This window comes from Pseudomonas multiresinivorans (assembly GCF_012971725.1).
Taxonomy (GTDB): domain Bacteria; phylum Pseudomonadota; class Gammaproteobacteria; order Pseudomonadales; family Pseudomonadaceae; genus Pseudomonas; species Pseudomonas multiresinivorans.
In genome coordinates, this window is sequence record NZ_CP048833.1 from 1,208,155 (window position 1) to 1,223,855 (window position 15,701).

13 protein-coding genes are annotated in these 15,701 nt (G+C 65.1%); 4 read left to right on the forward strand and 9 right to left on the reverse strand.

The annotated features are described in order from the left end of the window. The first annotated feature begins 1 nt into the window (after window position 1). Complete coding sequence (locus tag G4G71_RS05510) at window positions 2-1,420, forward strand: FAD-dependent oxidoreductase (RefSeq protein ID WP_045215981.1); 1,419 nt, start codon at window positions 2-4, stop codon at window positions 1,418-1,420. Window positions 1,421-1,610: 190 nt separating this feature from the next. Beyond that, a complete protein-coding gene (hemE, locus tag G4G71_RS05515) occupies window positions 1,611-2,675 on the forward strand; it encodes a uroporphyrinogen decarboxylase (protein ID WP_169935953.1) in 1,065 nt (354 codons plus the stop codon). A gap of 305 nt (window positions 2,676-2,980) precedes the next feature. Here hemE and gabP read toward each other — a convergent pair whose 3' ends face one another. Both gabP and G4G71_RS05525 read right to left on the reverse strand, forming a co-directional pair. Then, window positions 2,981-4,372: a GABA permease gene (gabP, locus tag G4G71_RS05520; protein ID WP_169935955.1), complete on the reverse strand. Its 1,392-nt coding sequence runs from the start codon at window positions 4,370-4,372 to the stop codon at window positions 2,981-2,983. Window positions 4,373-4,615: 243 nt separating this feature from the next. Then, window positions 4,616-5,959, reverse strand: a complete 1,344-nt coding sequence (locus tag G4G71_RS05525; RefSeq protein ID WP_169942525.1) for an MFS transporter — start codon at window positions 5,957-5,959, stop codon at window positions 4,616-4,618. Window positions 5,960-6,366: 407 nt separating this feature from the next. Here G4G71_RS05525 and G4G71_RS05530 point away from each other — a divergent pair, with 407 nt between their 5' ends. Further along, window positions 6,367-7,272 (forward strand): LysR family transcriptional regulator, encoded by a 906-nt coding sequence (locus tag G4G71_RS05530; RefSeq protein WP_045215991.1) that lies wholly within the window; start codon window positions 6,367-6,369, stop codon window positions 7,270-7,272. Window positions 7,273-7,276: 4 nt separating this feature from the next. Here the strand turns inward: G4G71_RS05530 and G4G71_RS30030 are convergent, their stop codons facing one another. Further along, complete coding sequence (locus G4G71_RS30030) at window positions 7,277-7,408, reverse strand: hypothetical protein (RefSeq protein WP_277352231.1); 132 nt, start codon at window positions 7,406-7,408, stop codon at window positions 7,277-7,279. 377 nt (window positions 7,409-7,785) lie between these two features. Here G4G71_RS30030 and G4G71_RS05535 point away from each other — a divergent pair, with 377 nt between their 5' ends. Next, on the forward strand, window positions 7,786-8,553 hold the full coding sequence (locus G4G71_RS05535) for a ParA family protein (protein WP_054910033.1): 768 nt from the start codon (window positions 7,786-7,788) through the stop codon (window positions 8,551-8,553). Between the two features lie 4 nt (window positions 8,554-8,557). Here G4G71_RS05535 and G4G71_RS05540 read toward each other — a convergent pair whose 3' ends face one another. The 6 genes from G4G71_RS05540 to selO form a co-directional block, all read right to left on the reverse strand. After that, window positions 8,558-9,373 carry a universal stress protein gene (locus G4G71_RS05540; RefSeq protein WP_169935957.1) on the reverse strand — a complete coding sequence of 272 codons (816 nt, stop codon included), beginning with the start codon at window positions 9,371-9,373 and terminating at the stop codon, window positions 8,558-8,560. Between the two features lie 76 nt (window positions 9,374-9,449). After that, a complete protein-coding gene (locus tag G4G71_RS05545; protein ID WP_169935959.1) occupies window positions 9,450-9,896 on the reverse strand; it encodes a YiiD C-terminal domain-containing protein in 447 nt (148 codons plus the stop codon). 85 nt (window positions 9,897-9,981) lie between these two features. Then, on the reverse strand, window positions 9,982-10,416 hold the full coding sequence (gene trxC, locus G4G71_RS05550) for a thioredoxin TrxC (RefSeq protein WP_169935961.1): 435 nt from the start codon (window positions 10,414-10,416) through the stop codon (window positions 9,982-9,984). A 110-nt stretch (window positions 10,417-10,526) separates the two neighbouring features. Further along, window positions 10,527-12,446 (reverse strand): HAMP domain-containing methyl-accepting chemotaxis protein, encoded by a 1,920-nt coding sequence (locus G4G71_RS05555; RefSeq protein WP_169935963.1) that lies wholly within the window; start codon window positions 12,444-12,446, stop codon window positions 10,527-10,529. A gap of 371 nt (window positions 12,447-12,817) precedes the next feature. Further along, window positions 12,818-14,095 carry a bifunctional O-acetylhomoserine aminocarboxypropyltransferase/cysteine synthase gene (locus G4G71_RS05560; protein WP_169935965.1) on the reverse strand — a complete coding sequence of 426 codons (1,278 nt, stop codon included), beginning with the start codon at window positions 14,093-14,095 and terminating at the stop codon, window positions 12,818-12,820. Window positions 14,096-14,217: 122 nt separating this feature from the next. Continuing rightward, complete coding sequence (gene selO / locus G4G71_RS05565; RefSeq protein WP_169935967.1) at window positions 14,218-15,678, reverse strand: protein adenylyltransferase SelO; 1,461 nt, start codon at window positions 15,676-15,678, stop codon at window positions 14,218-14,220. Window positions 15,679-15,701 lie beyond the last annotated feature (23 nt).

Consider the following 15,701-nt stretch of genomic DNA (forward strand, 5'->3'; position numbering starts at 1 on the left):
AATGTCTGAACGTCTTAACAATGACTTCCAGTTCATCGAAGTCGGGCGCAAGGATCCGAAGAAAAAGCTTCTTCGCCAGCGCAAGCGCGAGTTCGTGGAAATCTACGACCTGTTCAAGCCGCAGCAGGCGGCTGACCAGGCCCACCGTTGCCTGGGCTGCGGCAACCCGTACTGCGAATGGAAGTGCCCGGTACACAACTTCATCCCCAACTGGTTGAAGCTGGTCTCCGAGGGCAACATCCTCGCCGCCGCCGAACTGTCCCACCAGACCAACACCCTGCCGGAAGTCTGCGGCCGGGTGTGCCCGCAGGATCGCCTGTGCGAAGGCGCCTGCACCCTGAACGACGGCTTCGGCGCGGTCACCATCGGCTCGGTGGAGAAGTACATCACCGACACCGCCTTCGCCATGGGCTGGCGCCCGGACATGTCCAAGGTCAAGCCCACCGGCAAGCGCGTCGCCGTGATCGGCGCGGGCCCGGCGGGCCTGGGCTGTGCCGATGTGCTGGTGCGCAACGGCGTGGCTCCGGTGGTGTTCGACAAGAACCCGGAAATCGGCGGCCTGCTGACCTTCGGCATCCCCGAGTTCAAGCTGGAGAAGCAGGTGCTCTCGCGCCGTCGCGAAGTCTTCACCGGCATGGGCATCGAGTTCCGCCTGAACACCGAGATCGGCAAGGACGTGACCATGGAGCAACTGCTCGATGAGTACGATGCCGTGTTCATGGGCATGGGCACCTACACCTACATGAAAGGCGGCTTCCCCGGCGAGGACCTGCCCGGCGTGCACGATGCGCTGGACTTCCTGATCGCCAACGTGAACCGCAACCTGGGCTTCGAGAAGTCGCCGGAAGACTTTGTCGACATGAAGGGCAAGCGCGTCGTGGTGCTGGGCGGTGGCGACACCGCGATGGACTGCAACCGCACCTCGATCCGCCAAGGCGCCAAGGGCGTGACCTGCGCCTACCGCCGTGACGAAGAGAACATGCCCGGCTCGCGCAAAGAGGTGAAGAACGCCAAGGAAGAAGGCGTGAAGTTCCTCTTCAACCGCCAGCCCATCGCCATCGTCGGCGAGGACAAGGTGGAGGGCGTGAAGGTGGTCGAGACCCGTCTCGGCGAGCCGGACGCCCGTGGCCGTCGCAGCCCCGAGCCGATCCCGGGTTCCGAGGAAATCATCCCGGCCGAAGCCGTGCTGATCGCCTTCGGCTTCCGCCCGAGCCCGGCGCCTTGGTTCGACCAGCACCAGGTGGAAATCGACAGCCAGGGCCGCGTCATCGCCCCGGCTGCTTCGCAGTTCAAGCACCAGACCAGCAACCCGAAGATCTTCGCCGGTGGCGACATGGTCCGTGGTTCCGACCTGGTGGTGACGGCGATCTTCGAAGGCCGCACGGCAGCCGAAGGTATCCTCGACTACCTGGGCGTCTGATGCCGGCCCTGTAGGAGCGAGCTTGCTCGCGAACTTGCCCCGCAGCGGGGCCATTCGCGAGCAAGCTCGCTCCTGCGAAAAGCACATCCCGCTGCGGCAGAATGCCGCGATGGACGAAAGGCACGGCACCCGCCGTGCCTTTTCGTTTGGGCTTTGCGAAAATGCCCGCACTTTTTTTCCGGATGCCGTTATGACTGCCCTGAAGAACGATCGCTTCCTTCGTGCCCTGCTCAAGCAGCCCGTCGATGTCACCCCTGTCTGGATGATGCGCCAGGCCGGCCGCTACCTGCCGGAGTACCGCGCCACCCGCGCCAAGGCCGGTGACTTCATGAGCCTGTGCATGAACCCGCAGATGGCTTGCGAAGTGACCCTGCAGCCGCTGGACCGTTATCCGCAGCTGGACGCGGCGATCCTCTTCTCCGACATCCTCACCATTCCCGATGCCATGGGCCAGGGTTTGTACTTCGAGACCGGCGAAGGCCCGCGCTTCAAGAAAGTCGTGACCACCCAGGCCGACATCGACGCCCTGCCGGTCCCCGATCCGGAGAAGGACCTGGGTTACGTGATGGACGCCGTGCGCACCATCCGCCGCGAGCTGAATGGCCGTGTGCCGCTGATCGGCTTCTCCGGCAGTCCCTGGACCCTGGCCACCTACATGGTCGAAGGCGGCTCCAGTCGCGACTTCCGCAAAACCAAGGCGATGCTCTACGACAACCCGCAGGCCCTGCACGCGCTGTTGGACAAGCTGGCGCAGTCGGTCACCAGCTACCTGAACGGCCAGATTCTTGCCGGCGCACAGGCGGTGCAGATCTTCGATTCCTGGGGTGGTGCGCTGTCGGCGGCGGCCTACCAGGAGTTCTCCCTGGCCTACATGCAGAAGATCGTCGACGGTTTGATCCGCGAACACGAAGGGCGCCGCGTGCCGGTGATCCTCTTCACCAAGGGCGGCGGCCTGTGGCTGGAGTCCATGGCCAATACCGGCGCCGAAGCCCTGGGCCTGGACTGGACCTGCGATATTGGCAGTGCCCGCGCCCGCGTCGGTGACAAGGTTGCCCTGCAGGGCAACATGGACCCGGCGGTGCTCTATGCCAAGCCGGACGCCATCCGCGCTGAAGTCGCGCGCATCCTCGGTGCCTTCGGTAACGGCAATGGCCACGTGTTCAACCTCGGCCATGGCATCACCCCGGAAGTCGACCCGGCCCATGCCGGTGCCTTCTTCGAGGCCGTGCACGAGCTGTCGGCGCAGTACCACTGAGCCTGACGCCGAACTGAAAAAGCCCCGCGGATGCGGGGCTTTTTCGTTTCAGGCTCCGCGGTTCGCGAGCAAGCTCGCTCCTACGAAGAGCGCGGCGGGCCTAGCCTGTAGGAGCGAGCTTGCTCGCGAACCGATCTGGCAAAGGCCCCACCGGCGAATCGCGCATGCCAATCCGCGCGTGGGAGCGGACTCTGTCCGCGATCGGCCTGAACGGCACAATGGATCATGCTGCAATGAAAAAAAGCCCCGCTCAGAAGCGGGGCTTTTTCATTCCCTCATGGAGCCTCAAGCCCCATCAGAGCGCATCACGCAGCATCGCCCACCAGGCCGGCGGCGCGCTGGGCCTTGCGGCGGTTGGACACCAGCAGGCCGGAGCAGACCACCACAACGGTCAGCAGGGTGGTGGCAACAACTTCCATGCGGTGATCCGGGCGGATCAGCATGATCGCCAGGGCGCCGACGATGAAGATGATCACTGCCCAGGTCAGCCAGGGGAACAGCCACATCTTCAGCTTCAACTGGTGGCCCTGGGCGAGCAGCTTCTTGCGCATGCGCAGCTGCGACATGGCGATCACCAGGTACACCAGCAGGGCGATGGCGCCGGAGCTGGCCAGCAGGAAGTTGAACACTTCGGCCGGGGCCAGATAGTTGGCGAAGGTGCACAGGAAGGCCATGGCGGTGGACAGCAGCACGGCGTAGACCGGAGTGCGGCTGGCGCTGGTCACCTGGGCGATCTTCGGTGCGTCACCGCGCTTGCTCAGCGAGTACATCATGCGCGAAGCGGTGTAGAGCGCCGAGTTGAGGCAGCTGGTTACCGAGACGAGGACGATGATATCGACGATCAGCTTGGCGTAAGGGATGTGCAGGTGTTCCAGAACGGTCTGGTAGGAGCCCATGCTCACCAGGCGCGGGTCGTTCCACGGCACCAGGCAGACTACGATCAGGATCGACAGCAGGTAGAACAGCGCGATACGCCAGATCACCGAGTTGGTGGCGCGGGTGATCTGCTGTTCCGGGTCCTTGGACTCGGTGGCGGCGATAGTGACGATTTCCGAGCCCATGAAGGAGAACATGGTGGTCAGCAGCGCCGCGAGCACGGCGCCCCAGCCCTTGGGCAGGAAGCCTTCGCTGGTCAGGTGGCCGATGCCGGAGACCTCGCTGTTGGGCGAGAAGCCGAAGATGGCCGCGCAGCCCAGCACCAGGAAGGCGATGATCGAGACGACCTTGATCAATGCCAGCCAGAACTCGAACTCACCGTAGTTCTTCACGCTGAACAGGTTGGTCACGGTCAGCGCGGAGGTGATCAGGAAGGCCAGCACCCAGATCGGCGCGCCGGGGAACCAGGCGTGGATGATGGCCGCGGCGGCATTGGCTTCCAGCGGAATCACCAGGACCCAGAACCACCAGTACAACCAGCCGATGGTGAAACCGGCCCAGTGGCCGATGGCGCGGTCGGCGTAGGTGGAGAAGGAGCCGCTGTCCGGTTGCGCGACGGCCATTTCGGCCAGCATGCGCATCACCAGGACCACCAGCAGGCCGGCGATCAGATAAGAAATCATGACGGCCGGGCCGGCTTCGGCGATGGCGTGGCCGGAGCCTACGAACAGGCCTGCGCCAATGGCGCCGGCAATCGAAAGCATCGTGACGTGACGATTCTGCAGGCCCTGGGAGAGCCCGGAAGAGGGGGTGCTGCTCATGCTTTACCTACAACTACGGAGGGAATTGCGTACTGCGGGAGTCGAGGTCCGTTTCAGGATTCCAACAAGTCGTTCAACATTGTGAACGCAAGGATCGCGCCACATCTTGTTACGACTTAAGTCGTAGTTTGGGAATTTATCCTACAACGCCCGCCGAGCAGGCGTTATCGGATCTGAGATTAATGTCTTTGCACGACCGTTCCATGTCGTTTTCAGGCATGAAAATTTCTTCGTGTGTAGAAACTACCCATTCTTGCCCGGTGCGGGGATGTCGCGAGGTAACACTGGTAGCCGAGCCAGGTGCAGGGCCACCAGCAGGCCGATCCCCAGCAGGCTGGCGATGAACAGGCCCACACCGTTCCAGCCGTACTGGTGCCAGAACACCCCGCCGGCGGTACCGGCCACGCTGGAGCCGACGTAGTAGCTGAATAGGTACAGCGAGGAGGCCTGGCCCTTCGCCTTCAAGGCGCGGCGGCCGATCCAGCTGCTGGCCACCGAGTGCGCGCCGAAGAAGCCGAAGGTGAAGATCAGCAGGCCGACCAGGACCACCGCCAGCGGTTGCAGCAGGGTGATCAGCACGCCACCGAGCATCAGCGCGATCATCGCCCAGAGCACCTTGCGCCGGCCCAGCTTGTCGGCCAGCGAACCGACCCACGCCGAGCTGTAGATGCCCGACAGGTAGACCACCGAGAGCACGCCGACGATGGCCTGGCTCAGGTGATAGGGCTCCGCCAGCAGACGGTAGCCGATGTAGTTGAACAGGGTGACGAAGGCGCCCATCAGCAGGAATGCCTCGAGGAACAGCCAGGGCAGGCCGGCATCGCGGAAGTGCCCGGTGAAGCCCGCGATGAGCCGGCGCGGCTTGAGCGGTGCGGGACGGAAGTTTTTCGATTCGGGGAGGATGCGCCAGAACAGCAGCGCTGCAGCCAGGGCGAGCACGCCCAGGGTGGCCAGCGCCACGTGCCAGTTCACGTAGTCCACCAGTACGCCGCTGATCAACCGGCCGCTCATGCCGCCGATGGCGTTGCCGCCGATGTACAGCCCCATGGACAGCCCGATGTGCTGTGGGTGAATTTCCTCGGAGAGGTAGGTCATGCCCACCGCCGCCAGGCCGCTGAGCGACAGGCCGAGCAACGCGCGCATGGCCAGCACGCCGTGCCAGGTCGGCATCAGCGAGCTGCCGATGGTGAACAGGGCGGCGAGGATCAGCGAAGCGACCATGATCGACTTGCGCCCGATGGCGTCGGAGATCGGCCCGGTGACCAGCAGGCCGAAGGCCATGGTGATGGTGGAGATCGACAGCACCAGGCTGCTTTGTGCGGCGGTCAGGTCGAACGCTTTCGACAGCACCGGCATCATCGGCTGCACGCAATAGAGCAGGGCAAAGGTGGCGAAGCCACCGGAGAACAGCGCCAGCGAGGTGCGCATGAAGGCCGGGGTGCCTTTCTCGATGTAGGTTTCGATTTCCTCGACGACGCGCACCAGGTCGCCGTTGGCTTCGCGCGCGCTTTCGCGCAGATCAGGTAGCAGTTCGGCCGGATCGTTGGCGGCGGACGGCTCTGGTACGACCGACGGCTCGGCCGCCATAGGATGTTCTTCCCGCAAAGCCCGCAGGGCAGGTTGACTCACGACACACCTCAGGTTGGTAAAAGCAGGAGAGCCTGGAATGGCGGCAAGGGCCCGCGCGGCCAGGCAGGGAGCAGGTTGGTAGTCGTTATTGGGCTTGTGTGGAAAGGATAAGGAGCGGGCTTTATTATTTCCAATATATTAATCGACACGTTTGATTCGTTTTACGAATCAAACGCCTGTGATGTCGGTTCACACCTGGTTCGCGAGCAAGTTCGCTCCTGCGAAGAGCGCTTCATCGCCAATCTGTAGGAGCGAGGGGGATGCCTAGTTCTTGCTCGCGAACCGCACGGCACGGGATTCACCCCATCGCGGACGAAGTCCGCTCCTACCTAGCCCGGAACACCGGCGCTCCAGCAGGGGGAAACATGGAACTGCGACACCTGCGTTATTTCATCGCCGTGGCGGAAGAGCTGCACTTCGGCCGCGCCGCCGAGCAACTGGGGATTTCCCAGCCGCCGCTGAGCCAGCAGATCCAGGCGCTGGAGGAAGAGATCGGTGCGCGCCTGCTGGAGCGCACCAATCGACGGGTGGCGCTGACCGAGGCCGGCAAGCTGTTTCTCGACGAGGCCCGACAGGTACTGCAGCAGGTGGACCGCGCCGTGCTGCTGGCTCGCCGTGCGCACCAGGGTGAGATCGGCGAGCTGAAGGTCGGCTTCACCGCTTCGGCTCCGTTCACCTCCAGCATCCCGCGCGCGATCCTGGCTTTCCGCCAGGCCTACCCGGACGTACACCTGGACCTGCAGGAGCTGAGCAGCGGGCAGGCGGTGCAGGCGTTGCTGGAAGAGCGTGTGCAGGTCGGTCTGATTCGGCCGATCCCGCTGCCGGAAACCCTGGAAGCCGTGGAGCTGTTCAGCGAACCGCTGGTGGCCGTGCTGCGTGCCGATCATCCGCTGGCGCAGGCCAGCCAGGAGGGGCTGGAGTTCGCCGCATTGGCGGACGAACCCTTTGTATTCTTCCCGCGCAGCTACGGCACGGGTCTATACAGCCAGTTGATGGCGCTGTCGCGGCAGGCCGGCTTCAGCCCGCGCATCGCCCAGGAGGCGGGCGAGGCGATGACCATCATCGGCCTGGTGGCGGCGGGGTTGGGAGTGTCGATGCTGCCGGCCTCGTTCCGCCGTACGCGGGTGGACGGTGTGGTCTACCGCACCTTGAGCGATCCGGGCGCGACCAGTTCGGTGTGGCTGGTGCGCCGGCGCAACGAGACGTCGCGCCTGGCGCAGTCGTTCTTCGACCTGGTGACCCAGGAAGTCCAGGCCGGCAGGGCTGGCTGAGGGTTCAGGGAGCGGTGTTCTGCAGGATCTGCTGGTAGCGCCGCTGGTACTCGACGTAGTCGAGGTTCTCCAGCTGCAGCGCCTGGATCTGCTCGTCGCGCGACAGGCCTGCGGTCTCCCTGGTCGCCGGCTGCACCACGCTGCGCTGCGATGGTGGGCGCAGCAGCGACGCGGGTGCCGGCCAGCAGTTCGTCGATCACCGGGTCCATCTTGGCCTTGGTGCCCTGCCACTTCATCATCGACAGGCCGCCCTTGGCCCGCAGGTGATACTCGGCGTGGCCGACCAACTCCCGCGAAGGGTCGCGCACGGTGATCTCGGCGGTCGACAGGTAAGGGGCCATGTCCCATGAGCGACGGCGCCGCAGGCCGCCGGATAGCGGCAGTTTACCGTTGCGATACTTGGTGGGCTCGTCGGTAGCCGTCGAGCGGTAGCAACTCGAAATGGTCGCTCGCCCTTGTCATGGGCTTTGCATAGAATCCCCCAGCACTCGAATGTTCCTGGAGGGATGGCTGATGCGACGCGTGGTGTTCAATCAGAAGGGCGGGGTCGGCAAGTCGAGCATCGCTTGCAACCTGGCGGCGGTGAGTGCGGCGGAGGGCTACCGGACGTTACTGGTGGACCTGGATGCCCAGGCCAACTCCACTCATTACCTCACCGGCCTGACCGGCGAAGACGTGCCCGTGGGCATCGCCGACTTCTTCAAGCAGACGCTGGCCTCCGGCCCCTTCAGCCGCAAGGGCAAGGTGGACATCTACGAGACCCCCTTCGACAACCTGCACATCGTCACCGCCAGCGCGGAGCTCGCTGATCTGCAGCCCAAGCTCGAGCAGAAGCACAAGATCAACAAGCTGCGCAAACTGCTGGACGAGCTCGCCGAAGACTACGACAGGATCTACCTGGATACTCCGCCGGCGCTGAACTTCTACACCGTTTCTGCGCTGATCGCCGCCGATCGCTGCCTGATTCCCTTCGATTGCGACAGCTTTTCCCGCCAGGCGCTTTATGGCCTGCTGCAGGAGATCGAAGAACTGAAGGAGGACCACAACGAAGACCTGGAAGTCGAAGGCATCGTGGTCAACCAGTTCCAGCCGCGCGCCACGCTGCCGCAGCAACTGCTGGATGAGCTGGTGGAAGAGGAGCTGCCGGTGTTGCCGGTCTACCTGATGAGTTCGGTGAAGATGCGCGAGTCGCACCAGGCGTGCACCCCGCTGATCTTCCTCGAACCGCGGCACAAGCTGACCCAGCAGTTCGTCGAACTGCACAACCTGCTGGAAGCCTGAGCGGTTACTGGCTGATCAGCACATCACAGGGTGGCCGGCGCAGGAAATAGCGCGTCGAGCTGCCCAGCATGGCCTGCTCGATGGCGCCGCGGCTGCGGCTGCGGCTGCCGAGTATCAACAGGTCGGGCGACCACTCCCGCAATGCCGTTTCCAGCGCCTGCTGGGCTGTGCCCTGTTGCACTGCGCAGAGTAGCTGCGGCCCCGTGCTCGGTACGTGATTGCGCTCGTCCTGCAGCGCCTGGCGCAACAGTTCGCGCTGCGTCTCCAGGTGGCTGTCGGCGCGGCCGGCCTTCTTGCCCGGCTGGTAGGCGTTGAGCGCCAGCAGCTCGGCGGCGGGCTCCAGCAGGCGGTAGCCGGCGCGCCAGGCCTGGCAGGAGCAGTGCGACAGGTCCAGCCCGGCCAAGGCCTTGGTGTAAGGCGCGGCGGACTCCTCCACGGCCAGCAGGATCGGCGCGCGGCAATGCCGGGCGATGCGCTCCAGTGTGGTGCCGTCGAAACGCTCGAGCAGCTGCTGATGGTGCGCACCGATCACCAGCAGGTCGGCGCCCAGCTCCTGCACCGCCTGGGTCACGGTATTGGCGGCGCGACCCTGGCGTATCACCAGTTGGTAGTCGGCGATGCCACTGGCGCGGGCTGCATCGCGCAATGCCACTTCAGCCGCTTCGCGGACGGTGTCCATCATGCGGTCGGGGAAGAATTCCTCGATGACGTGCAGCAGCGTGACGCTGGCCCCGTGCTGGTGCGCCAATTGTGCAGCGCGCCGTACCGCGATGTCCGCCTCGACACTGAGGTCATGGGCGACGAGCAGGTTCCTGTACATGGTGGGTTCCCTCTATGGCGCCTCCACTGTCGCGCCACGTAGGAAATTTCACCTTGATGCAGGGCAATGGCCCGATTCAGCGACTGCGCAGCTGATAGATGGCATGGCTTTCGGCGACCACATTGCCTTCTTCGTCCTTCAACTGCAGGTCGAGGACGAACTCCGACTTGCCTTGGTGCGTCGCCTCCTCGCCGATACGCTGGATTTCGGCTTCAGTGAGCTGCGCATCGACGGTTACGTCGCTGGCCGCCGGGCGCAGGAAGCGCAGGCCGGCTTCCTTGACGATGGGATAGAAGCGCCGCGCATCGAAGCTGGTTAGCATCAGCACGCCGCCGGGCAATTCGGCCACGGTGAACAGCGCGCCGGCGTACATGTTCTGGATGTGGTTCTCGTTGCCCTTGAGCGGCATGCGCAGGCGCACGTGGCCCGGCTCCAGCACTTCGGCCTTGAGGCCGGTGCGCTTGACGAAGGCGATGTGCTCTTCGGTGAGCTGGCGGATGAAGTCTTCTGGGTAGGAAGGCATGGACGTGCTCCGTTGGCTTTCGCCCAAGCCTAGACGTCCCGCGCGGCCTGGCAATGACCGCGCGGATTGACCAAAACGCTCGCCGTCAGCCGCCTTGGCGGCTGAGCCAGTCGAGCAACTGCGGCAGCGGCATCGCCCCGCTCTGGCGCGCTACTTCCTGGCCATTGCGCAGCAGGATCAGGCTGGGAATCGAGCGAATTCCCAGGCGCGCGGACAGGTTCGGGTTGGCATCGCTGTCCAGCTTGGCCAGGCGTACCTTGCCCGATAGCCGTGCGGCTGCTTGCTCGAACACAGGCGCAAAGCCCTTGCACGGCCCGCACCAGTCGGCCCAGACGTCCACCAGCAACGGCAGATCGCCCTTGGCCTGGGCGGCGAAACCGGCCTCGTCGAGGTCGAACGGTGACTCCAGCACGATCGGCGACTGGCAGCGCCCACAACTGGGCGAATCGCCCAGCCGCGCCGCGGGCACGCGGTTGAGGCCGTTGCAGTTCGGGCAGGGGATGATCAGGGAATCGGACATGGTGGGGCTCCAGAGGCTATGGAGCAAAGATGGAGCCTCCAAGCTCCGATCTCAACGGTACGTTGAATGCTTTTCCGAAGGTGGGCCGACGGAGCGTCGGCCCATTCACATCACACGCGGAAGTGGCTGACCAGCGTCTGCAACTGCCCGCCCAGGCGCGCGAGTTCAACGCTGGAGGCGGCGACCTCTTCGTTGGCCGAGGCGGTCTGTTCGGAGACGTCGCGCACGTTGACCACGCTGCGGCTGATTTCCTCGGCCACGGCGCTCTGTTCCTCGGCGGCGGTGGCGATCTGCTGGTTCATCGCCTGGATGTTCGACACGGTGCGGGTGATTTCGCCCAGTGACTCGCCGGCCTGGCGGCTCAGGGCGACGCTGCTGGCGGTGAGTTCGCGGCTGCCGAGCATGACGCTGGAGACCTGGCGGGTGCCGCTCTGCAGGCCGGCGACCAGTGCTTCGATTTCTTCGGTGGATTGCTGGGTGCGCTGGGCCAGCCCGCGCACTTCGTCGGCGACCACGGCGAATCCGCGACCGGCTTCGCCCGCGCGGGCGGCTTCGATGGCGGCGTTGAGCGCCAGCAGGTTGGTCTGTTCGGCGACCGACTTGATGACGTCCATGACCTTGCCGATCTTCTCGCTCTCCTGCTCCAGGCGCTGCATGGCCTCGGCGGAGCGTTCGACTTCCTCGGCCAGGCGCTCGATCTGCTCCACGGCCTTGTTCACCACGCGGTCGCCGTCCTGGGCTTGATGATCGGCGGCGGAGGCGGCCTGGGAGGCCTGCTCGGCGTTGCGCGCGACTTCCTGAACGGTGGCGGACATCTCGTGCATGGCGGTGGCGACCTGGTCGGTCTCAACCTTCTGGGTGTTCGCGCCGGCGCTGGTCTGCTCGGTGACGGCGGAGAGTTCCTCGGCGGCGCTGGCGATCTGGGTGACGCCGTCGCGGATGCCACCGATCAGCTCGCGCAGGCTCTGGCTCATGCGCTGCATGCTTTGCTGCAGGCGGCCGAGTTCGTCGCGGCGGGTGACCTGGACGGTCTGCGACAGGTCGCCGGCGGCGATGCGGTCGACCACGGCCATGGTTTCCTGCAGCGGGCGGGTGATCTGGCGGGTGATGATCAGCGCGGCGATGCCGCCCAGGACCAGCGCGAGCAGGGTGAACAGGGTCTGCAGGCTGCGGGCGCGGGCGCTTTCGGTGTCGCGGCGATCGAGCTGCAGCTGGTAGAGATTTTCGCTGATCTTGACGATGTCCTGGCCCTGGGTGGTCATTTCCTTGCGCGCCTGGACGATGGCAGCCATGTTGCCGCGCAGGGTGGTGACGGCATCGCGATAGGCGCGCAGGGCAGTGCCCAGTTGCTGGACGTACTGCGCTTCGGCGACACCGAGGACGCTTTCCAGGGCTGGCAGGCCGGCGATGCTTTCGTCCAGGCCGCGGGTCACGCCGTCACCGTTGCTGGTGAGGGCTGTGGCCAGATAATTGCGTACGTCGTAGCGGGCCTGCAGCAGGTCTTCACGGGTACCGGTGATGGCCTGGAAGCGGGTGGCGCGCTCTTCGTCCGCTGGGGCCTTGAGTACGTCCTGCTGGATGGTGGCAGTCAGTTCGGCGGCGCGGGTTGCGTTGTCCTGCAGGGCGCGGCGGATGATATCGGCGCTCTGGTAGCCGGCGCGCATGGCGGCCAGGGACTTCTCGTAGTCACCGATGATGCCGCCGAGCTGGTCGAGCATGCGCACGTTCTCGGGGCTGACGAAGGAGGCGCGTAGTTTCTGCTGCTGCGCCTTGAAGTCGGCCAGGGTGCTCATGACGTTGGCGGCTTCCTGCTCGGCGCCGTCAGCGATCATGTATTGCAGGCGGGTGATGCGCAGCTTGGTGAGGCGCGAGTTGAGCTCGGTGATGTCGCTCATCCAGTTGCTGCGGTCGATCAGCGAGCCCAGGCCGACCCAACTGACGATGGCGAGGATGGCGGTGAAGGCGAGAACCAGGCCGAAGCCCAGGGCCAACTTGAGATTCACGCTCAGGTTGGAAATCCAGCTGTTCATTGACGATCTCCAGGAAAGGTTGTGTGAAGTCAGGCCGTTCGGAGATTGTTTTTGTTGGGGGCCAGGGTGGCGAACCACGTCCAAGCCCTATCGGCAGGATCGGGCGGAACCGTATGGTCACGGGCGAAAAAAGTTATCCGCCGGCCGGCGCCTGGAAGGCGGGTCGGAAAGGAATGGGCGGGGAAAGGCGGACGAAATCCCTGTTCGCTGGCGTGTCGCTCGGTGCGGTCGCGCTCTGGCTTGCGGCGCTGCGCGGCATTCTACGGAAAGGCCGGTGGGCTCGTCTGCAAAATGATGGCAAAGAGATATTGCTGGGGCCGTTGACCCGCGAATGAGGCGCCGACCTGGCGCCTCATTCGGTTGCCGCGGGATCAGGCCTTGGCAGCGTCCAGCGCCTGGGCGAGGTCGGCGAGGATGTCGTCGATGTGCTCGATGCCGATGGACAGCCGTACCATGTCGCGCGGTACGCCGGCCTTCTCCAGTTCCTCGTCGTTGAGCTGGCGGTGGGTGGTGGAGGCGGGGTGGCAGGCCAGGGATTTGGCGTCGCCGATGTTCACCAGACGCACCACCAGCTTCAGCGCGTCGATGAAGCGCGCGCCGGCTTCCTGGCCGCCCTTGATGCCGAACGAGAGGATCGACGCTGGCTTGCCGCCCATGTAGCGCAGCGCCAGTTCCTGCTCGGGGTGGTCGGCGAGACCGGCGTACTTCACCCAGCTGACTTGCGGGTGGTCCTGCAAATACTGGGCGACTTTCACGGCGTTCTCGCAGTGGCGCTCCATGCGCAGGGCGAGGGTTTCCAGGCCTTGCAGGATGAGGAAGGCGTTGAACGGCGAAAGTGCGGCGCCGGTGTTGCGCAGCGGCACGACGCGGCAGCGGCCGATGAAGGCGGCGGGGCCGAAGGCTTCGGTGTAGGTCACGCCGTGGTAGGACGGGTCGGGCGTGTTGAGCAGCGGGAAGCGTTCCTTGTTCTCGGCCCAGGGGAATTTGCCGGAGTCGACGACGATGCCGCCGATGCTGGTGCCGTGGCCGCCGATGTACTTGGTCAGCGAGTGCACGACGATGTCCGCGCCGTGTTCGAACGGGCGGCAGAGGATCGGCGTGGCGACGGTGTTGTCGACGATCAACGGCACGCCGTGGCGGTGCGCGGCGTCGGCCAGGGCCTGGAGATCGACGATGTTGCCCGCCGGGTTGCCGATGGATTCGCAGAACACCGCCTTGGTGCGCTCGTCGATCAGCGCTTCGAGGGCGGCGATGTCGTCGTGCGGCGCGAAGCGGGTCTGGATGCCGAAGCGCGGCAGGGTGTGGGCGAACAGGTTGTAGGTGCCGCCGTAGAGCTTGGCCACCGAGACGATGTTGTCGCCGGCTTCGGCGACGGTCTGGATGGCGTAGGTGATGGCGGCCATGCCGGAGGCCACGGCCAGCGCTGCCACGCCGCCTTCCAGCGCGGCCACGCGCTCCTCGAGCACCGCGTTGGTGGGGTTCATGATGCGCGTGTAGATGTTGCCGGCGACTTTCAGGTCGAACAGGTCGGCGCCGTGCTGGGTGTCGTCGAAGGCGTAGGAGCTGGTCTGGTAGATCGGCACGGCCACCGCCTTGGTGGTCGGGTCGGGGCTGTAGCCGGCGTGGATGGCCAGGGTTTCCGGTTTCATTGTTCGAGCGTCCTTGTGGCAGAAAGCCCCGAGGATGCGAGCGGCGCCCGGCTCCGGTCAATGACCGGGAGCAATGTGGCCGGGGCGTCGCTAGATCGCTTTTGGCTGAGCTTATAACCGGCTCAGGAGGAGCAGCTGATCTCCAGGTGCCGGCCCCAATCCGGCGGGCGGCGGGTGAAATGCTCGGCATCCGGCTGCTCTTCGAAGGGCTTGCTGAGCACTTCGTGCAGGCGTCGCACCACGCTGCAGTCGCCCTGCTCGGCGGCCGTGATGGCCTCCTGGGCGAGGTAGTTGCGCAGCACGTAGAGCGGGTTGACGGCGTCCATGCGCGCGCGGCGTTCGTCCTGGCTGCCGCCTTCGCGTTCGACGCGAGCGCGGTAGTCGGCGGCCCAGGCGTCGAAGCCGGCCAGGTCGACGAAGTCTTCACGCACCACGGCCAGCGCCTGCTCCGGCGCATGCTCGCCGAGGCGGCGGAAGAACAGCGAGTAGTCCACCGCGCCTTTCTGCATGCTCTGCAGCAGGCGCTGTACCAACTCCAGGTCGCCGTCTTCGGCGGTGGTGAAGCCCAGGCGACGGCGCATCAGGTCCAGGTAGTGCGCCTGGTACAGCGGCAGGAACAGGTCCAGCGTGGCGCGCAGGTCATCGACTTCGACGAAATGCACCAGCGTCTGTCCCAGCGCGGCGAGATTCCAGTGGGCGATGGGCACCTGGTTGCTGAAGGAGTAGCGGCCGGTGTCGTCGGAGTGGTTGCAGATGTGGTTGGCGTCGAAGTCGTCGAGGAAGGCGTAGGGGCCGTAGTCGAAGGTGATGCCGAGGATCGACATGTTGTCGGTGTTCATCACGCCGTGGCAGAAGCCGTAGGCCTGCCAGAGGGCGATCATCTGCGCGTTGCGTTCGATCACTTCGCGGAAGAAGGCCAGGTAGGGCTTCTCGTCGTTCAGGCAGTCGGGGAAATATTCGCGCAGGACGAACTCGCCCAGCGTCTTCAGCTGCTCTTCCTGCTGGGTGTAGTAGAAGTACTCGAAGTGCCCGAAGCGCACGTGGCTGGGCGCCATGCGCAGCAGCATGGCGGCGCTTTCCTTGGACTCGCGCCACACCGTGGTACTCGAACCGGTGACACACAGGGCGCGGCTGCTGGGGATGCCCAGGGCTTGGAGGTATTCGCTGGCGAGGAATTCGCGGATCGACGAGCGCAGTACCGCGCGGCCGTCGCCCATGCGCGAGTAGGGCGTCTGCCCGGCGCCCTTGAGGTGCAGGTCCCAGTGTTCGCCGGCCTCGTTCACCACTTCGCCCAGCAGCAGGCCGCGGCCATCGCCCAGGCGCGGGTTGTAGGAGCCGAACTGGTGCCCGGAATAGACCATGGCGCGCGGCTCGGCTTCTTCCCAGAGCTTGTGGCCGGCGAAGATTTCCGCGAACACCGGGGTTTCCGCCTCGCTCGGGTCGAGATCGATCAGGGCCATGGCTGAGCGACTGGCGACAACCAGGCGCGGGTCGGCGATGGGATCGGGCAGGACTTCGGTGGAAAACACGTCGCCCAGGCGGGCGAAGCGGTTATCGAAGGTCAGTTCGTCGAGCTTTTTCACGCGCATCTCCGGTACAAGTCCGA